This is a genomic window from Tenacibaculum sp. M1.3A (assembly GCF_057732375.1).
In genome coordinates this window covers 443,119-461,720 of the sequence record NZ_JBYJEF010000002.1, presented here as the reverse complement: position 1 = coordinate 461,720, position 18,602 = coordinate 443,119, and the positions used below count along the sequence as shown (strand labels likewise).

The following is an 18,602-nucleotide window of genomic DNA, read 5'->3' as shown; positions in this document are numbered from 1 at the left end:
ATTTTTTCAAAAACAAATACAAGTAGGTTTTTAAACAAGCTTTTGCTGTGCTTTAAACCACCTATTAGGCATTTTACCTTTCAATGCCTGCTCGTAATCTTTATAGTTACATGGTATTAACGCATGTCTTTTGTGTTTATTATTTGATATTAAATTTATTTCCATCCACCAACGACCACTTTTATCACTTTTATAAAAGTTTATTGGGTCATCATCACTTAAAAGCACCGTGAATTTCTGATAATTTTCTTTTGTTACAAACGGATAATCTTTTGCTCTGGCATTAACTCCTTCAATAAAATACCAAATCATCTGAGCAATTAAGCTTGCTGTTTGATTATTTGAATCTAACCTATGATTGTATTCATAAATACCAAAAGAGGTTACCTTATCGCTAATTCCTGCATATCTTGTGATTGCACAAATTTCTTCTCCGTAAAAACCATTTGGTGATGCATTATTATTTGCCGGCGCTTCGCTTTGACGAACACAACCAATATCGATACTAACAATATCCGCATCTCTCATTATAGGTTCCACTAAAGTTACATCTTTTACTTCACCTAACCTAAAAGCATCAAAATATAATTTATCAAGTAGTTGTATTTCTTCTTGCGAATTAAAATACGTTTGATAGCCAATATTACTATAATTAAACAAATTATTTGGCTGCTCCATAATCACTTTACTTAAAAATGATTTAGAAGACAACTCCTCATCTATAGAACCAATATCAAATCTACTATCTACAGACACTAAGTTTACCGTTTGCTCTAAAGAATCGTAAGCTCTATAATTTGCGTACGTTATATCTTGACTTCCGCCAATTAATATAGGGATTATATTTTTCTTTAATAAAGCTTCAACAGATGATGCTACTGCAAAACATGTATCTTTTGGAGTACTACCTTGTTCTATATTTCCTAAATCGGCTATTTGAGTATGCCAATTACCAGGGAATAATTCATATAGTTTTTTACGAACAGATTGTAATTCTTCTCCACAACCGTCATTTTGATGAGCTCCTGTACCATCTTTAACACCTATGATGGCTATATTTACTTTAGATAAATCAGGAAATCCTTTTTCTTGTGTATGTATCTCAATATTATGACCCAAAGATGGCGTAGATTGCGACATTAAATGTGCAACCACGGTACTTTTTATAGGTGTAATAAAATTAAAACTCATTTTTTGGGGATTAGGGAACTCGCAATATACTAAACTCTTTTTCTTAAAAAAGTACTTTATTTCTTTTTCACTACTTTCTTCTTAACAACTTTCTTTTTGGCTGCTTTCTTTTTAGGGGTTTTAGCCTCTATTAACTTTACCGCTTCTTCTTTCTTCATCTTCTCTATCTCTGTAGTTTTAGGCAATTCAACTTTAATTTTACCTTTAATCACGTTGAAACGCCCCCAACGTGCTTTTTCTACTCGAATACCAACATCTTCCCAATTATGAAGAACTTTATCTATTTCTTTCTGCTTTTTAGCTTCGATCAACTCAATAATATCTTCATCAGAAAGATTATCGAAATCGTATTTTTTACTTACGTTGATAAAAATTGAGTTCCATTTTAAGAAAGGACCAAAACGACCTACTCCTTTTTGAACTGGTAAATCTTCGTAATGATAAATTGGCGCATCCGCTTTTTGTTTTGCAACAATCAACTCTTCTGCTCTTGGTAAATCTACTTCCATCGGATTTTCGCCTTTGTCTAAAGACACGAACATTGCTCCGAATTTAATATACGGCCCAAAACGACCGTTAGAAACAATTACTTCTTCATCCTGAAAAGACCCTAAGTTTTTCGGAAGCAAAAACAATTCTAATGCTTCTTCCATAGTTATCGTACCAAGGTTTTGGTCTTTATTTAAACTTGCAAATTGCTTTTCTTCATCTTCGGGAGCACCAATTTGTGCTATCGGACCAAATTTACCTAAACGTACTAAAACTGTTTTTCCAGATTCTGGATGTTTTCCTAAAATACGTTCTCCGCTTTCTCTCTCTGCATTTTCTTTAACATCTTCTACATTTTCATGAAATTTAGTGTAGAAACCTTTTATCATTTCTATCCAATCTTCATCCCCTTCAGAAATATCATCAAAAGAATTTTCAACCCTTGCTGTAAATCCGAAGTCAAGAATATTTGAAAAATTAGCTACCAAGAAATCATTTACAATATTACCTATATCTGTAGGAATTAATTTATTTTTATTTGAACCCGTTTTTTCGGTCAACATTTCACTTTCTACAGTTCCGTTCGACAAAATCATTTGTTCATAATTCCTCTCTAATCCTTCGTTTTCTCCTTTCTCTACATAACCTCTTCGCTGAACGGTAGAAATTGTTGGTGCATACGTAGATGGCCTACCAATACCTAGTTCTTCTAACTGCTTAACTAAAGAAGCTTCAGTAAAACGGTAAGGTGCACTTGTAAAACGTTGTGTTGCGTTTATAAATGTATATTCTAAGCTTTCACCTGTTTTTAAATTTGGCAGCATTCCTGCCTGCTCTTCTTCTTCGTTATCTGTTCCTTCTAAATACACTTTTAAGAAACCATCAAACTTTATCATTTCACCGTTTGCAGTGAATATCTTTTCGTTATCTGAGTTCTCTATTTTAACGTTAGTACGCTCTAATTGTGCATCACTCATTTGAGAAGCCAACGTTCTTTTCCATATTAAATCATACAACCTTGTTTGATCGTATTCACTATTTATAGCATGTTTTTTCATCTCTGTAGGACGAATTGCTTCATGGGCTTCTTGAGCTCCTTTTGCCTTTGACTTAAAAACACGTTGCTTACTATATTCTTTTCCGTAATAATTACTAATTTCTTCTTCGGCTGCATTTCTAGCATCTACAGATAAGTTTACACTATCTGTTCTCATATAAGTAATTAAACCGGCTTCGTATAAACGCTGTGCTACTTGCATGGTTTTCGCTACAGGAAAACCTAATTTCCTAGAAGCTTCTTGCTGCAATGTTGATGTTGTAAATGGTGCTGCTGGAGATTTTTTTGCTGGTTTTTTAGTTAAATCAGCAATAGAGAAATCTGCTTTTGCACAAGACTTTAAGAAATCTTCAGCTGATTTTTTTGAATCGAAATTCTTCGGAATCGTTGCTTTAAAAGTTTTTCCTTCTGTATTAGAAAACTGAGCAACTACCTTATAATGAGTTTCTGATTTAAAATCAAGAATGCTTCGTTCTCTTTCTACAATTAAACGAACTGCTACAGATTGTACTCTACCTGCTGATAAACCTCCTTTTACTTTACGCCATAAAACAGGTGATAATTCATACCCAACAAGCCTGTCTAAAACTCTACGTGCTTGTTGTGCGTTTACCATATTATAATCGATATCTCTTGGATTTTCGACTGCTTTTAAAATGGCGTTTTTTGTTATTTCATGAAAAACAATACGTTTTGTATTATCATCATTTAATTTTAATTGTTCTTTTAAATGCCAAGCAATTGCTTCACCCTCTCGATCCTCATCACTCGCTAACCAAACAGTTTCTGCTTTTTTCGCTAAGGCTTTTAACTTCTTAACAATGGGTTTCTTATCATCAGAAACAATGTATTTCGGACTAAAATCGCCATCAACATCAATTCCTAATTCTTTCGAAGGTAAATCTGCGATATGACCATAGCTAGATTCTACTTGAAAATCTTTACCTAAAAATTTCTCAATTGTTTTTGCCTTTGCAGGTGACTCAACTATAACTAAATTCTTTGCCATATCTCTTTTCAATTATCTCTTTTTACATCACATATATAATGATGCTTGGAATTTGCAAAAGTAGAATGTTTTTTTTAAAAAAAAACTTTTTGTTGCATTTAAGGTTTAAAATCGATTATAAATTAACAATAAATTTCTGCCAATTTGTCATAATTTTTATATTTTGGTTGTATCTTTGCCTCCATTTTTAATATGAATATGGAGCACACTGAGAAGGTTATAGATGAAAAAGTACAAGGGCAAGCTCTTGTTACTGAAACGAAAAAAGAGAACACTAAAAAATTATTTATAGAAAGTTACGGTTGTCAAATGAATATGAACGACAGCGAAATTGTAGCTTCTATTTTAGCAGAACAAGGTTTTAACACCACACAAGTTCTAGAAGAAGCCGATTTGGTTTTAGTAAATACGTGTTCTATTAGAGAAAAAGCCGAAACTACAATTCGTAAACGTTTACAAAAATACAACGCTGTTAAAAAAGTAAATCCTAACATGAAAGTGGGGGTTTTAGGTTGTATGGCCGAACGTTTAAAAGAAAAATTTTTAGAGGAAGAAAAAATTGTTGATTTGGTTGTTGGACCAGATGCATATAGAGATTTACCAAATTTATTAGAAGAAATTGATGCTGGTAGAGATGCCATAAACGTAATTTTATCTAAAGAAGAAACTTATGGTGATGTTGCTCCTGTTCGTTTAAACTCTAACGGAGTTTCTGCATTTGTATCTATTACTCGTGGTTGCGATAATATGTGTACTTTTTGTGTAGTTCCGTTTACACGTGGTCGCGAAAGAAGTAGAGATCCTAAAAGTGTTTTAGAGGAAATTAAATCGATGCATGATCAAAACTTTAAAGAGATTACTTTACTTGGTCAAAATGTAGATAGCTATTTATGGTATGGTGGCGGATTGAAAAAAGACTTCACGAAAGCTTCTGAAATGGCACAAGCTACTGCAGTAGATTTTGCTCAATTATTAGATATGTGTGCTACTGAGTTTCCTAAAATGAGATTCCGTTTTGCAACTTCTAATCCACAAGACATGAGTTTAGATGTAATTCATACCATGGCAAAACATAAAAACATTTGTAAATACCTTCACTTACCTGTTCAAAGTGGAAGTAACGCCATGTTAAAGGCCATGAACCGCCAACACACACGTGAAGAATACAAAGAGCTGGTTGACAATATCTTTAAAATAATTCCAGAAATGTCTTTATCGCAAGATATGATTGTTGGTTTTTGTGGTGAAACAGAAGAAGATCATCAAGATACTTTAGATTTAATGAGGTATGTAAAATATGACTTCGGTTTTATGTTTGCTTACTCTGAAAGACCTGGTACATTGGCTGCTAAGAAAATGCCAGATGATGTACCATTTGCAACAAAGAAAAGACGTTTACAAGAAATTATCGATTTACAGCAAGAACACGCTTTATATAGAACACAACAACATTTAGGTAAAACGGAAGAATTCTTAATTGAAGGAACTTCTAAAAAAAACCCGAATGAATGGAAAGCGAGAAACACGCAGAATACCGTATGTGTTTTTCCTAAAGAAAACTATAAGTTAGGTGAATTTGTAATGATAAAAATAGAAGATTGTACTTCAGCTACCTTAAAAGGAACTGTGCTTGGCTATTCAGATAATAATTAATTTTTAGAAAAGAGAAGCAAGAGAAAAGACCCGCTCTTTTCTCCCTATTCTTTTTTCTCTATTCTAAAGAAAAAATATGGAAAACCTACAAGCTATAAAACAACGTTTTGGAATTATCGGTAACGATACACAATTAAACCGTGCTATAGAAAAATCTATTCGTGTGGCTCCTACTGATATTTCGGTTTTAGTTACCGGAGAAAGTGGTGTAGGTAAAGAAAATATTCCTAGAATAATTCATCAATTATCACACAGAAAACACGCTAAATATATTGCAGTAAACTGTGGTGCAATTCCTGAAGGAACAATTGACAGTGAACTTTTCGGGCACGAAAAAGGTGCTTTTACAGGAGCTACTGCTGCTCGTAAAGGATATTTTGAGGTTGCCGATGGCGGAACCATTTTTTTGGACGAAGTAGGTGAATTACCGTTAACAACACAAGTACGTTTATTACGTGTTTTAGAAAATGGTGAATTTATAAAAGTAGGATCATCACAAGTACAAAAAACAGATGTTCGTATCGTTGCTGCTACCAATGTAAACATGCAACAAGCTATTTCGAAAGAAAAATTTAGAGAAGATTTATATTATCGTTTAAGCACTATTGAAATCGATTTACCTGCTTTACGCGACCGTAATGAAGATATTCACTTGCTTTTTAGAAAATTTGCTTCAGATTTTGCTCAAAAGTACCGAATGCCAACAATTCGCTTAGATGATAATGCTACAAAAGTATTATTAAACTATCGCTTTCCAGGTAACATTCGTCAACTAAGAAACTTAGCTGAACAAATTTCTGTTGTAGAAGAAAGTCGTTTAATTACTGCCGAAAAACTAGTACAATACCTTCCAAAGAACAATGGAAATCTACCTGCAGTAATCGGTAATCAATCTAGCAATTCTGATTTTGCGAACGAACGAGACATCATGTATAAAATCTTGTTTGATATGCGTAACGACATTAACGATCTAAAAAAATTAACCTTAGATTTAATGCAAAACGGAGATGCTGAACAGGTGAAAGAAGAAAATCACGGATTAATAGAACGTATTTATCAAGAAACAGAAAAACCAGAAGACCATAACTTCGAGGTTGTTAAAATTCCGCAATCATCATCTTCTACTCAAAATAATTACGAGTATGCTGAAACAATTGAGGAAGACGAAAACTTATCACTACAAGAAAAAGAAATTGAAATGATTCGAAAATCGTTAGAAAAAAACAGCAACAAACGTAAGTTAGCCGCTAAAGAATTAGGTATTTCTGAACGAACTTTATACCGAAAAATAAAACAATACGATTTATAAAATATTCGTTAAAATTATATTCTTTGAATTGTTTACTTTTGATTTTATGAAAAAACTTTTTTACAATATTCTTTTTATTACCACATCAATTATATTAATAAGTTGTGGTGCCTATTCGTTTACCGGAGGAAATACAGGAAATGCTAAAACCATTCAGATTGATTTTTTCCCGAACCAGGCTCCTTTAATAGAACCAACCTTAAGTCAGGAATTTACACAAAATCTTCGCGATTTATTTACTCGTCAAACAAATTTAACTTTAGTTAGCTCTAACGGAGATTTGCATTTTTCTGGTGAAATAATCGATTATCGAATTACACCAATGAGTGCTACAGCGAATCAAACAGCAGCACAAAACCGTTTAACAATTTCAGTAAACGTTATTTATGAAAACAAGTTAGAAGAAAAAGATAATTTCGAAAAGCGTTTTTCTTTTTACTATGATTACGGTGCTACACAGCAACTGTCTGCCGGTGTATTAGACACTGCTTTAAAAGAGATTTTAGAAAGAATAACACAAGATATTTTCAATGCATCTGTTGCTAAGTGGTAAATAATTGGATAAAAAAAAATACATACATGTTTTAGAGAAGCCTGGTGCTATTTCGCAAGAAATTAGTCCTGAGCTTAAGAATATTATACAACAATACCCCTATTTTCAATCGGCAAGAGCTTTAGAGTTAAAAATTTTAAAAAATAAAGACAGTTTTAAATATAATAACGAATTAAAAACAACAGCAGCTTACACCACAGATCGCAGTGTTTTATTTGACTTTATTACGTCAAAGTCTTTTAAAGAAACCTCTCATCTGAAAGAGAAAAAAGCAAGCTTAAAAGAAATTCTTTATCCTAAGAAAAAAGAAATTAAAAGTATTGAAGAAGATTTAGCGATAGGCAAACCTTTAGCTTTTACTAAAAACGAATCATTTTCATTTAACCAGTGGTTACAAATTTCATCTAAAAAGGTAATTACAAGAGATACTGTTTCAAGTGAAAAAGAGGTAATTACTCCCGAAAACCTAGTAAAAAATGCAATTATTGAGCGTTTTATAGAGAAATCACCTAAAATATCTCGCCCAAGTAAAACAAATCCATATGAGATTAAAGCCACTTTAAGCAAGCAAAACTCACAATTAGCAACAGAAACATTAGCTAAAGTTTACCTTGAACAAAAGAAATATGAAAGTGCTATACAAGCTTATAAAATATTAAGTTTGAAATATCCAGAAAAAAGTGGTTTCTTTGCAGACCAAATTAAAAGAATACAAATTTTACAAAAAAATAAATAATGACAACTTATACTCTACTTTTGGTGTTAATATTGATTGTTGCAATAGCATTAATCTTAATCGTAATGGTACAAAACCCTAAAGGTGGCGGATTATCTTCTTCTTTTGGAGGTGGTGGAGCTCAAAACATTGGTGGTGTACAAAACACTAATAGTTTTTTAGACAAAGCTACTTGGACTTTAGCAATTACAATGTTTGCTTTAATTTTAATCGCAAACTTCGCTATTCCTAGAGGAAATTCAGCAGATGCTCCTCAATTAGATAGTACTTTAGAAAATGTAGAAACTACAGCTCCTGTTGCAGCTCCTACAACAAACGATACTACAAAAGATAGTGTAAACTAATCTTAACAACATATAATATCAAATGCCAACGTAATGACACGTTGGCATTTTTTTTATGTATAATTTTCATTGATTTAGAAAAAGTGGCATATAATTTTTAATGGCATAATTTCTGACTATTTTTAACCAATAATAACAACTACTTAATCATAACTTATATAAAAATGGGATTAAATATTAAACCTTTAGCAGATAGAGTTCTTATAGAACCAGCTGCAGCAGAAACCAAGACAGCATCTGGACTTATAATTCCTGATAACGCCAAGGAAAAACCACAAAAAGGTACTGTTGTTGCCGCAGGAAACGGAACCAAAGATGAGCCTTTAACGGTAAAAGTTGGCGATACTGTTTTATACGGAAAGTATGCTGGTACAGAATTAAAGCATGAAGGAAGTGATTATTTAATTATGAGAGAAAGCGACATTTTCGCTATCATATAATTTATTCACTCACCTAATAATTAATAAAAAATAGATCATAAAATGGCAAAAGATATAAAATTTGATGTAGACGCTCGTGACGGTTTAAAACGTGGAGTAGATGCATTAGCAAATGCAGTAAAAGTAACTTTAGGACCTAAAGGGCGTAATGTAATTATTTCTAAATCTTTCGGTGCACCACATGTAACTAAAGATGGTGTTACTGTTGCAAAAGAAATTGAGCTAGAAGATCCTTTAGAGAACATGGGAGCTCAAATGGTAAAAGAAGTAGCTTCTAAAACCAACGATTTAGCTGGTGACGGAACTACAACTGCAACTGTATTAGCACAAGCAATCGTAAAGGAAGGTTTAAAAAACGTTGCTGCTGGTGCTAACCCAATGGATTTAAAGCGTGGTATTGACAAAGCAGTTGCTGCAATTACTGAAGACTTAGCGAAACAAGCTCAAGAAGTTGGTAACTCATCAGAAAAAATACAACAAGTAGCTTCTATCTCAGCAAACAACGATAATGTTATTGGTGATTTAATCGCTACCGCTTTTGGTAAAGTTGGTAAAGAAGGAGTAATTACTGTTGAAGAAGCTAAAGGAATGGAAACGTATGTTGACGTTGTGGAAGGAATGCAATTCGACCGCGGATATTTATCTCCGTACTTCGTTACTGATGCCGATAAAATGGTAGCTACTTTAGAGAATCCTTATATTTTATTATTCGATAAAAAGATTTCTAACTTACAAGAAATTTTACCAATATTAGAACCTGTTTCTCAATCTGGAAGACCTTTATTAATTATTGCTGAAGATGTTGACGGACAAGCATTGGCTACTTTAGTTGTTAATAAATTACGTGGTGGTTTAAAAATTGCTGCAGTAAAAGCTCCTGGATTTGGTGATCGTAGAAAAGCAATGTTAGAAGATATTTCTATCTTAACTGGTGGAACTGTTATTTCTGAAGAAAGAGGTTTTTCTTTAGAAAATGCAACTTTAGATTTATTAGGAACTGCTGAGACAGTTACCATCGATAAAGACAACACGACAATAATTAATGGTTCAGGTAATGAAGAGCTAATTAAAGGTCGTGTAAACCAAATTAAAGCGCAAATTGAAACTACTACTTCTGATTACGATCGTGAGAAATTACAAGAGCGTTTAGCGAAGTTAGCTGGTGGTGTTGCTGTTTTATACGTTGGTGCTGCTTCTGAAGTAGAAATGAAAGAAAAGAAAGATCGTGTTGATGATGCTTTACATGCAACTCGTGCTGCTGTAGAAGAAGGTATTGTTGCCGGTGGTGGTGTTGCCTTAGTGCGTGCTAAAAAAGTACTAGAATCATTAGTTACTGAAAACTTAGACGAAACTACAGGTGTACAAATCGTTAATAAAGCTATTGAAGCGCCTTTAAGAACAATTGTTGAGAACGCTGGCGGCGAAGGATCTGTTGTTATTAATAAAGTGTTAGAAGGCAAAAAAGATTTTGGTTACGATGCTAAAGCCGAAGTATATGTTGATATGCTAGAAGCCGGAATCATCGACCCTAAAAAAGTTACTCGTGTAGCGTTAGAAAATGCCGCTTCTGTAGCTGGTATGATCTTAACTACCGAATGTGCTTTAATCGATATTAAAGAAGATGCTCCTGCAATGCCTCCAATGGGTGGGGGGATGCCAGGAATGATGTAATGGCGAGTCGCCATAGACAATTATAGAAAAACCTCGATAATTAATTATCGAGGTTTTTACTTTTTACTGAAAAATTAATCATTTCCAAAAGAGTACTTCTTTTAGTTTTTTTTGTATAATTGACATAAAAAAAAGAAGCTATGGATAATAATAAAATAAAAGAAGACATACGCCATTATAAATTATATAAAATTCAAATAACAGATCAAAAAATACGCGAATTTGAAAACACTTTTAAAGACATAGAAGAAAAATCTATCTATAGGATTATTAAAGGTTTTTCTTTAAAATCTATCAAAATAATTTTATCCTTATTAGCAATTTTAACCACAAGTTTCTCTCTAACATTCTTCTTTCCTGAGCTTATAATTTCCGTAATAGAAGAATCAATAGACTCCTTTATCACACAAGACAATAAGACTATTGTCTCTTTAAATCACAACATGTTTTCTTACATTTTCTTTACTATTAGTATACTACTATTTGTTTTAGCATATACTGTAAATAAAAATATAAAAAATAGAAATTACACTTTTAAGTTACATCTATTAACAAGTGATATAATAAACCACTTAAAAGACATATCAAAAGATGAAAAAACAAAATATGAAGCATATGTAGAAAACTCCAAATAACTACATAAAAACGTTTATGTTAAACAATTATATTTTACGTTCTACAACATAATCAATCATTTGTTGCAATGAGTTTTTGTATTCTGAATTTGGAAAGTTATTTAATATAGCTAATGCCTTATTTTTATAACTATGCATTTTAGTTGTTGCATACTCTAAGCCGCCATTGGTATTTACAAAAGCAATTACTTCTTTTACACGTTTTTTATTGGTGTTATGCTTTTTTACAGAGTTGATCAACCAAGATTTTTCTTTTTTAGAACAGTTGTTTAAGGTATAAATTAACGGCAATGTCATTTTCTGCTCCTTAATATCTATTCCTGTAGGCTTCCCTATTTCATCTTCGGTATAATCAAATAAATCATCTTTAATTTGAAAAGAAATTCCGATATACTCTCCAAACTTTCGCATTTGTTGCACAACATCATTGCTTGCGCCAACCGATGCAGCGCCAATACCACAACAAGCTGCAATTAAGGTTGCTGTTTTCTGTCGGATGATTTCAAAATAAATTTCTTCGGTAATATCTAGTTTTCGTGCTTTTTCTATCTGTAATAACTCACCTTCACTCATTTCACGCACTGCGATAGAAATCAGTTTAAGAATATCAAAATCTTCATTATCTATAGAAAGCAACAATCCTTTCGACAATAAAAAATCACCTACTAAAACGGCAATTTTATTTTTCCACAGCGCATTTATAGAAAAAAATCCACGACGACGATTGCTATCATCTACCACATCATCATGTACTAAAGTTGCAGTATGAATCAATTCTACTACAGAAGCTCCACGATATGTTCGTTCATCAAAACCACCATCAGAAACCATTTTGGCTACTAAAAAAACAAACATCGGTCGCATTTGTTTTCCTTTTCTACGAACGATATAATAGGTGATTCTATTTAATAAGGGAACTTTTGATAACATCGAATCTTTGAACTTAGTTTCAAAGAGTTCCATCTCATTTTTAATAGGAAGTTTAATTTGTTCTACTGGTTTCATTGTTTATCAAAAATAAGAATTTTTTAGTTTTCAATAGCTCTAATTCTTTTTAATCTAGCCCAGGCTAATTTATGTCTTCTTTTATAAAAAGACATGGTTCCTCTATCTAATCCATAATAAAACAAACAAATTCCTGAAGGAGGGTTACCACTTGGCAAAAACTCAAAAGTATTAAATGCAATTTTTGGCCAAGACCAAGTATTTAATGAGGTTCCTATAAGTTCTGCATACACAACTACAACATACATTGTTAAATAAAACAATTTTTCTTTAGGATACTTTCGTAATAAATAGAAAACCAGAAGAGTCATAACAAAACCAAAAACATCGTTTTTAAATACTAAAAAAACGAATGCATATATAACTATGAATATGGTTAGAAAAAGGTTTATTTTTTTTGCATTTAATTTTACTTTAGATTTTTTTGAAAAGCTATAAACTCCCAAAAATACTAATGCATGTCCAAAAGGAATATAATGTGGTATATTATACAACCTGTAAGAATACATCCCTAAAATTAATGAAAAAAAATATTCTCCAATTACGCCAATAAATAATGCATAAATAAGCTGTTCTTTAATTCTTGATGTGCCATTATAATAACAATAAATAAAAACTAAAATTACACAGACAGTATTAATCCATTGAGAGTGTTCAAAATAATTTTCTGAAAAAAAAATACTATCAAAAAACAACCCTAAAAAAAGGATAAAAAGAATCCAGCCTAAAGACTGGAACGTTTGACCTAATAGAGTTTTTGAATTCATTACGATTTATTAGCTAATTGGCCACAAGCTGCATCGATATCTTTTCCTCTTGAACGACGAACATTTACCGTAATATCATTCATTTCTAAATTCGAGATGTAATTATTTATAGCTTCTGGGCTAGCTTGTTGAAACTCGCCATCATCAATAGGATTATATTCGATTAAATTAACCTTACAAGGAACGTATTTACAAAATTGAATTAAGGCATTGATATCTTCTTTTCTATCGTTAATTCCGCCCCAAACTACATATTCGTAAGTAATCATTCTCTGGGTCTTCTCATACCAATACTCTAACGCCTCTTTTAAGTCTTTTAAAGGAAAAGTTGCATTAAATGGCATGATAGACGTACGAACCTCATCAATAGCAGAATGTAATGAAACAGCTAAGTTAAACTTAACCTCATCATCTGCCATTTTCTTAATTATTTTAGGCACACCTGATGTAGAAACTGTAATACGTTTAGGAGACATTCCTAAACCTTCTGGAGAAGTAATTTTATCGATTGATTTAATTACATTATTATAATTCATCAAAGGTTCTCCCATTCCCATAAAAACAATATTAGATAGCTTTCTATCATAATATAATAGGCTTTCTTTGTTAATGGCTGCTACTTGATCATAAATCTCATCTGGATTTAAGTTTCGCATTCTTTTTAAACGAGATGTTGCACAAAAACGACAATCTAAACTACAACCAACTTGGCTAGATACACAAGCAGTTGTTCGTGTTTTTGTTGGTATTAAAACCGACTCTACCACTAAACCATCGTGTAAACGAACTGCATTTTTTACGGTACCGTCTTTACTACGCTGCATATTATCAACCTTAATATGGTTAATTACAAAGTTTTCGTCTAGCATTTTACGAGTATCTTTTGATAAACTCGTCATATCATCAAATGAATGTGCCGATTTACTCCACAACCATTCATATATCTGATTACCACGAAATGCCTTATCTCCGTTTGCCACAAAAAAATCACGTAATTGTTCTTTTGTTAATGCGCGTATGTCTTTTTTCTTAACTTCCATTGGGTACAAAAATACATAAAACCTCACAAGTAATCTTGTGAGGTTTTATAATTCATTTAAATCTATAGTACTATAAAATCAACATCGCATCTCCGTACGAGTGAAATTTATATTTTTCTTTAATTGCTTCTTGATATGCTTCCATCATAAAATCGTGTCCTGCAAAAGCAGAAACATTCATCATTAATGTTGATTTTGGTGTATGAAAGTTTGTAATCATGCAGTTTGCAACACTAAAATCAAACGGAGGAAAAATAAATTTATTTGTCCAACCTTCAAACTCTTTTAATTTACCTTTAGATGTAATTGCAGATTCTGTTGCTCTCATTACAGTAGTACCAACAGCACAAACTCTTTTCTTTTTAGCTAAGGCTTCGTTTACCATACCTGCAGTGGCTTGCGTTACATTAATCTTTTCAGAATCCATTTTATGTTTTGATAAATCTTCTACTTCAACCGGATTAAAAGTACCTAAACCTACATGCAACGTAATTTCTGCAAACTCAATTCCTTTAATTTCTAGACGCTTCATTAAGTGTTTAGAAAAATGCAAACCTGCTGCTGGTGCTGCTACAGCTCCTTCATGTTTTGCGTAAATTGTTTGGTAACGGTCTTCATCCGAAGCTTCTACTTCACGCTTTATATATTTAGGCAATGGTGTTTCGCCTAACTTTACTAACTTTTCTCTAAACTCTTCGTAAGGACCGTCGTATAAGAAACGTAATGTTCTACCACGAGATGTTGTATTATCAATAACCTCAGCAACTAAACTTTCATCATCACCAAAAAACAATTTGTTTCCGATTCTAATCTTTCTTGCTGGATCTACTAATACATCCCACAAACGATTTTCAGCATTTAATTCACGTAATAAAAATACTTCAATACGTGCCCCAGTTTTTTCTTTATTCCCGTACATACGAGCAGGAAAAACCTTTGTATTGTTTAGCATCATTACATCTCCTTCATCAAAATAATTGATTAAATCTTTAAATAATTTATGCTCAATTTTTTGAGTATCTCTATGCAACACCATTAAACGTGCTTCATCTCTATGCTCTGATGGATATTCTGCTAATAATTCATCTGGTAATTCAAAACTAAAATTCGATAACTTCATAAATCTTTTTTTCGTAAGTGCAAATATACGATTTGGACATAGGCCTTGTCAAGTGATTCACCTTTTATTTTCCTTTAATCGTTTCAATTCCCACTTGTTGCATGTCTTCCCAAAAATTACAGTATGATTTTGTTACCACTTTGGCATCTAAAATAACAATTGGTACTTTTAATGCTAAAGGCGCAAATGCCATTGCCATTCTATGATCGTTATAAGTTGCAATATTTATATTTTTATTGATGCTATTTGCAACCTTTAAATGCAAACTATGATTAGTTATACTAATATTTGCTCCTAACTTAGTTAATTCTGCTTTTAAAGCTTCTAATCGATCGGTTTCTTTTATTTTTAAGGTATGTAATCCTGATAAATCACAAGCAATTCCTAACCCAAAACAAGTTACTGTAATCGTCTGAGCAATATCTGGCGCATTTTTTAAATCTTCATTTAAGATAGCTGTATTATGTACTGCTACTTTAGTTAAAATAATGGTATTTTCTTTAAACGTTGTTACAACTCCAAAATGATTATAAATCCTAGCCAGGCAACTATCTCCTTGTAAACTATCTTTTTTATAGGCCGATAATTTAACTGATGCTCCTATTTTACCCAACGCTATTAACGAATAAAAATAAGAAGCAGAACTCCAATCTGATTCTACTACGATATTATGAGTTGAAACTTTAATTTGGTGTTTAATGGTAATAACATTGTCCTCAAACTTTGCAGAAACACCTATTTGATGTAACAAAGTTAATGTCATTTTTATATACGGAATGGAAGTAATATCTCCTTTCAATTCAATTGTTAATCCGTTTTTTAAACTTGGTGCAATTAACATTAAGGCAGAAATATACTGACTACTTACATTGCCATCAATAACAACTTTAGCTATCAATAATTCTTTTCCTATAATTTTTATTGGCGGATATCCGTCTTCTTCTAAATACTCAATATCGGCACCTAAATCGCGTAATGCATTTACGAGAATTTTAATCGGTCGATTATGCATTCTGTCGGATCCTTGCAAAGTTTTTACAGCACCTTTTTTACTTGCAAAAAAAGCAGTTAAAAAACGCATTGCAGTACCTGCATGACCAATATCTGTAATTTCATTTTCTGACGACAACGCCTCTTGTAAATGGTGTGTGTCATCAGAGTCTGATAAATTCTGAATAACAATATCCGGATATAATTGTTGTAAAATTAATAACCTGTTAGATTCACTTTTTGAACCCGAAATAGTTACTTCTGTATTGATTTCTGAAGCTTTATTAGTCGCTAGATGTAAATTCATAAAAACTATTTTGTTCTTTTATTTACCACATATATGGCGTAAAAAATACTAACGGTTACTTTAGTTAACCAAAAACGTTTCCATTTTCCTTCTGAAAAATTAATAGTATGTACAGTTTCAAAATCCGCAGAAAATAAAGCTTCTCCACTATTTACTAATAATGAAAATATTGCTACAACCACTAAAAAAGGAACACCTACTTTAAGTACATTAATCCAAAAAGATCCTTTTTGTATATTTTTAATAAGACTCATCTATTTTAATTTTTCGTTGTTGTGATGACGATCGTGATCACGTTTTGTTTTTATATCTAACTTTTTATCGAAAGCCTCCTGAAGATTTATACCTGTTTGATTTGCCAAACACAACACCACAAATAGTACATCTGCTAATTCTTCACCTAAGTCTTTATTTTTATCACTCTCTTTTTCACTTTGTTCTCCATAACGGCGTGCAATAATTCTTGCTACCTCTCCTACTTCTTCCGTTAATTGCGCCATGTTTGTTAACTCGTTAAAATAACGAACTCCATGATTTTTAATCCAATTGTCAACTTCTTTTTGAGCGTCTTGTATATTCATTTTTACTTCAGAATTTAAAATTCAAATATAAATATTTCTTTTGGGCTAATTAATTCGCCAAGGCGGATTTTTTCTATTCTTTCCTGCTTTAAACAAAATAATCTTATTCCCATCTAGATCTAACAAATGAGCTTCTCTCCATAACCATATTTCATCTTTTGGCAATTGCGTAAAAACGATTCCTTTTTCTTGAAGATTATTAACTAACTTATCTATGTTTTCATCTTCAAAATACACATTTACGCCATTCCCTTTTGGTAAATCTGCTACTTTGTGAATAGAAAAAGTAGCAACTCCATCAGGAACTTGAAAACGAACATATTTAGGACTTGCATCTACAATAAGATGTAAGCCTAATTTTATATAAAATTTTGTAGATTCTTCTACATTTAAAGACGGAATTGTAACTTGATTTAAATTCATGCGTTTGTCTTTTCTTTACTTACAACGTTACTCAACATCAACAAGAAAAACAATCCTATTACCGACATAAAAGTAATGACCCACCATGTTTTATCAAAACCTAAAGCAGCTACCATTTGCATTCCTGAATTGTGTCCGAAAATATGAGCCAAAGAAAAAGCAATGCTATAATATGCCATGTATTCTCCTTGATTTCCTTTTTTAGCTCTCTCCATTACGAAGGCATTCGAAAACGGAAAAGCAATCATTTCACCAATCGTCATAAATAACATTCCTACAATTAAAATACCTGTCCAACCTGTTAGATTTAACACTAAAAAACTTATTCCTGTTAAGAATAATCCAACAAACATTAAGCGTTCTTTTGAATATTTACTTTCTTCTAACCATTTAATTAATGGCATTTCTAATAAGAAAATTAAAAAACCATTCATTCCCATTAACAAACCAATTTCTAATTCTGATAAATGATGTGTATCTTTATAATATAATGGTATGGTTGAAAAATATTGTAAAAACACAAATCCGAAAATAAACATCGCTACAAAAAACACCCAAAATGCCTTGTCAGAAAATACCGAAACAGGATTATCAACCTTCATTTCATCTAAAACTTTTGCCTTTTTAGGATTCAATACTTTTACAAGTAATAATGTTGCTAAAATACATGTAACACCATCAACCCAAAACAATCCGCTATAACTTAAAGTGGTTATAATGATTCCTCCAACCGCTGGTCCTGCAGAAAAACCTAAGTTAATTGCCAAACGAATTAAAGTAACCGAACGCGTTTTATTTTCTGGCTTACTATAAGCACTTAAAGCAACAAACATTGCGGGTCTAAAAGTATCGGCTACTAACATTACTAGAAAAATACCAATACAAAAGCCGTAAAATGTAGTTACAAACTGTAAGGCTAAAAAAAGTAAACCGGTTAAAAACAAACTAGTCTTCATTACTTTATAAGATCCTATTTGGTCTGTTAGTTTTCCTCCTAGCCAAGATCCAAAAACTGACCCAAGACCAAAGCAACTCATAATCCAACCTACATCTTTTAAGCTAAAATCTAAATTTTTAGTCAAATACAACGATAAGAACGGAATTACCATCGTACCTGCTCTATTTATTAAGGTAATTAAAGCAAGCCACCAAACTTCGGTAGAGAGCCCTTTAAATGTCTCGATATAATTAAAGTATAATTTTTTCATAATATTTGGTTTAGTAGTTTTTGGTACTCTTAAAAATAAAAAGTCCGACTGTGAAGTCGGACTTTTTATAATTG

At 32.1% G+C, this 18,602-nt stretch carries 19 protein-coding genes; 8 read left to right on the top strand and 11 right to left on the bottom strand.

Annotated elements, in window-relative coordinates:
- Positions 1–30: 30 nt before the first annotated feature.
- Both AC28QF_RS04805 and topA read right to left on the bottom strand, forming a co-directional pair.
- The gene (locus AC28QF_RS04805; protein ID WP_488200507.1) at positions 31–1,191 is read right to left on the bottom strand and encodes a formimidoylglutamase; all 1,161 of its coding nucleotides are present in this window, start codon (positions 1,189–1,191) and stop codon (positions 31–33) included.
- A 56-nt stretch (positions 1,192–1,247) separates the two neighbouring features.
- The gene (gene topA / locus AC28QF_RS04800; RefSeq protein ID WP_488200508.1) at positions 1,248–3,746 is read right to left on the bottom strand and encodes a type I DNA topoisomerase; all 2,499 of its coding nucleotides are present in this window, start codon (positions 3,744–3,746) and stop codon (positions 1,248–1,250) included.
- A gap of 198 nt (positions 3,747–3,944) precedes the next feature.
- On the opposite strand from topA, the gene miaB reads away from it, so the two are divergent.
- The 8 genes from miaB to AC28QF_RS04760 all read left to right on the top strand — a co-directional run bounded on the left by miaB (position 3,945) and on the right by AC28QF_RS04760 (position 11,087).
- A complete protein-coding gene (gene miaB / locus AC28QF_RS04795) occupies positions 3,945–5,399 on the top strand; it encodes a tRNA (N6-isopentenyl adenosine(37)-C2)-methylthiotransferase MiaB (RefSeq protein ID WP_488200908.1) in 1,455 nt (484 codons plus the stop codon).
- A gap of 76 nt (positions 5,400–5,475) precedes the next feature.
- Positions 5,476–6,708 carry a sigma 54-interacting transcriptional regulator gene (locus AC28QF_RS04790; RefSeq protein WP_488200509.1) on the top strand — a complete coding sequence of 411 codons (1,233 nt, stop codon included), beginning with the start codon at positions 5,476–5,478 and terminating at the stop codon, positions 6,706–6,708.
- A 46-nt stretch (positions 6,709–6,754) separates the two neighbouring features.
- The gene (locus tag AC28QF_RS04785) at positions 6,755–7,261 is read left to right on the top strand and encodes an LptE family protein (protein ID WP_488200510.1); all 507 of its coding nucleotides are present in this window, start codon (positions 6,755–6,757) and stop codon (positions 7,259–7,261) included.
- 4 nt (positions 7,262–7,265) lie between these two features.
- Positions 7,266–7,997, top strand: coding sequence for a hypothetical protein (locus tag AC28QF_RS04780; RefSeq protein WP_488200511.1), 732 nt, complete (start codon positions 7,266–7,268; stop codon positions 7,995–7,997).
- Positions 7,997–8,341: a preprotein translocase subunit SecG gene (gene secG, locus AC28QF_RS04775; protein WP_488200512.1), complete on the top strand. Its 345-nt coding sequence runs from the start codon at positions 7,997–7,999 to the stop codon at positions 8,339–8,341. Before AC28QF_RS04780 ends, secG begins: the two co-directional genes overlap by 1 nt.
- A gap of 164 nt (positions 8,342–8,505) precedes the next feature.
- Positions 8,506–8,781 carry a co-chaperone GroES gene (locus AC28QF_RS04770; protein ID WP_488200513.1) on the top strand — a complete coding sequence of 92 codons (276 nt, stop codon included), beginning with the start codon at positions 8,506–8,508 and terminating at the stop codon, positions 8,779–8,781.
- 42 nt (positions 8,782–8,823) lie between these two features.
- Positions 8,824–10,452 (top strand): chaperonin GroEL, encoded by a 1,629-nt coding sequence (groL, locus tag AC28QF_RS04765; protein ID WP_488200514.1) that lies wholly within the window; start codon positions 8,824–8,826, stop codon positions 10,450–10,452.
- A gap of 140 nt (positions 10,453–10,592) precedes the next feature.
- Positions 10,593–11,087 carry a hypothetical protein gene (locus AC28QF_RS04760; RefSeq protein ID WP_488200515.1) on the top strand — a complete coding sequence of 165 codons (495 nt, stop codon included), beginning with the start codon at positions 10,593–10,595 and terminating at the stop codon, positions 11,085–11,087.
- Positions 11,088–11,114: 27 nt separating this feature from the next.
- Here the strand turns inward: AC28QF_RS04760 and AC28QF_RS04755 are convergent, their stop codons facing one another.
- The 9 genes from AC28QF_RS04755 to AC28QF_RS04715 form a co-directional block, all read right to left on the bottom strand.
- Positions 11,115–12,092 (bottom strand): polyprenyl synthetase family protein, encoded by a 978-nt coding sequence (locus AC28QF_RS04755; protein WP_488200516.1) that lies wholly within the window; start codon positions 12,090–12,092, stop codon positions 11,115–11,117.
- 23 nt (positions 12,093–12,115) lie between these two features.
- Complete coding sequence (locus tag AC28QF_RS04750; protein WP_488200517.1) at positions 12,116–12,859, bottom strand: hypothetical protein; 744 nt, start codon at positions 12,857–12,859, stop codon at positions 12,116–12,118.
- Complete coding sequence (gene rlmN / locus AC28QF_RS04745; protein ID WP_488200518.1) at positions 12,859–13,899, bottom strand: dual-specificity RNA methyltransferase RlmN; 1,041 nt, start codon at positions 13,897–13,899, stop codon at positions 12,859–12,861. The genes AC28QF_RS04750 and rlmN overlap by 1 nt, the downstream gene beginning before the upstream one ends.
- 70 nt (positions 13,900–13,969) lie before the next feature.
- Positions 13,970–15,019, bottom strand: coding sequence for a tRNA preQ1(34) S-adenosylmethionine ribosyltransferase-isomerase QueA (gene queA / locus AC28QF_RS04740; protein WP_488200519.1), 1,050 nt, complete (start codon positions 15,017–15,019; stop codon positions 13,970–13,972).
- Positions 15,020–15,083: 64 nt separating this feature from the next.
- Entirely contained in the window at positions 15,084–16,316 is a 1,233-nt protein-coding gene (locus AC28QF_RS04735; RefSeq protein WP_488200520.1) for a 3-phosphoshikimate 1-carboxyvinyltransferase, read from the bottom strand.
- Between the two features lie 5 nt (positions 16,317–16,321).
- On the bottom strand, positions 16,322–16,570 hold the full coding sequence (locus AC28QF_RS04730; protein ID WP_488200521.1) for a hypothetical protein: 249 nt from the start codon (positions 16,568–16,570) through the stop codon (positions 16,322–16,324).
- Complete coding sequence (locus tag AC28QF_RS04725; RefSeq protein WP_488200522.1) at positions 16,571–16,897, bottom strand: nucleotide pyrophosphohydrolase; 327 nt, start codon at positions 16,895–16,897, stop codon at positions 16,571–16,573.
- Between the two features lie 45 nt (positions 16,898–16,942).
- The gene (locus AC28QF_RS04720) at positions 16,943–17,320 is read right to left on the bottom strand and encodes a VOC family protein (protein ID WP_488200523.1); all 378 of its coding nucleotides are present in this window, start codon (positions 17,318–17,320) and stop codon (positions 16,943–16,945) included.
- Complete coding sequence (locus AC28QF_RS04715; protein WP_488200524.1) at positions 17,317–18,528, bottom strand: MDR family MFS transporter; 1,212 nt, start codon at positions 18,526–18,528, stop codon at positions 17,317–17,319. The genes AC28QF_RS04720 and AC28QF_RS04715 overlap by 4 nt, the downstream gene beginning before the upstream one ends.
- Positions 18,529–18,602: the final 74 nt, after the last annotated feature.

Coding starts and splice junctions, on each gene's coding strand:
- AC28QF_RS04805 (WP_488200507.1), bottom strand. CDS start 1,191: ATGAGTTTTAATTTTATTACACCTATAAAAAGTACCGTGGTTGCACAT.
- topA (WP_488200508.1), bottom strand. CDS start 3,746: ATGGCAAAGAATTTAGTTATAGTTGAGTCACCTGCAAAGGCAAAAACA.
- miaB (WP_488200908.1), top strand. CDS start 3,945: ATGGAGCACACTGAGAAGGTTATAGATGAAAAAGTACAAGGGCAAGCT.
- AC28QF_RS04790 (WP_488200509.1), top strand. CDS start 5,476: ATGGAAAACCTACAAGCTATAAAACAACGTTTTGGAATTATCGGTAAC.
- AC28QF_RS04785 (WP_488200510.1), top strand. CDS start 6,755: ATGAAAAAACTTTTTTACAATATTCTTTTTATTACCACATCAATTATA.
- secG (WP_488200512.1), top strand. CDS start 7,997: ATGACAACTTATACTCTACTTTTGGTGTTAATATTGATTGTTGCAATA.
- AC28QF_RS04770 (WP_488200513.1), top strand. CDS start 8,506: ATGGGATTAAATATTAAACCTTTAGCAGATAGAGTTCTTATAGAACCA.
- groL (WP_488200514.1), top strand. CDS start 8,824: ATGGCAAAAGATATAAAATTTGATGTAGACGCTCGTGACGGTTTAAAA.
- AC28QF_RS04760 (WP_488200515.1), top strand. CDS start 10,593: ATGGATAATAATAAAATAAAAGAAGACATACGCCATTATAAATTATAT.
- AC28QF_RS04755 (WP_488200516.1), bottom strand. CDS start 12,092: ATGAAACCAGTAGAACAAATTAAACTTCCTATTAAAAATGAGATGGAA.
- AC28QF_RS04750 (WP_488200517.1), bottom strand. CDS start 12,859: ATGAATTCAAAAACTCTATTAGGTCAAACGTTCCAGTCTTTAGGCTGG.
- rlmN (WP_488200518.1), bottom strand. CDS start 13,899: ATGGAAGTTAAGAAAAAAGACATACGCGCATTAACAAAAGAACAATTA.
- queA (WP_488200519.1), bottom strand. CDS start 15,019: ATGAAGTTATCGAATTTTAGTTTTGAATTACCAGATGAATTATTAGCA.
- AC28QF_RS04735 (WP_488200520.1), bottom strand. CDS start 16,316: ATGAATTTACATCTAGCGACTAATAAAGCTTCAGAAATCAATACAGAA.
- AC28QF_RS04730 (WP_488200521.1), bottom strand. CDS start 16,570: ATGAGTCTTATTAAAAATATACAAAAAGGATCTTTTTGGATTAATGTA.
- AC28QF_RS04725 (WP_488200522.1), bottom strand. CDS start 16,897: ATGAATATACAAGACGCTCAAAAAGAAGTTGACAATTGGATTAAAAAT.
- AC28QF_RS04720 (WP_488200523.1), bottom strand. CDS start 17,320: ATGAATTTAAATCAAGTTACAATTCCGTCTTTAAATGTAGAAGAATCT.
- AC28QF_RS04715 (WP_488200524.1), bottom strand. CDS start 18,528: ATGAAAAAATTATACTTTAATTATATCGAGACATTTAAAGGGCTCTCT.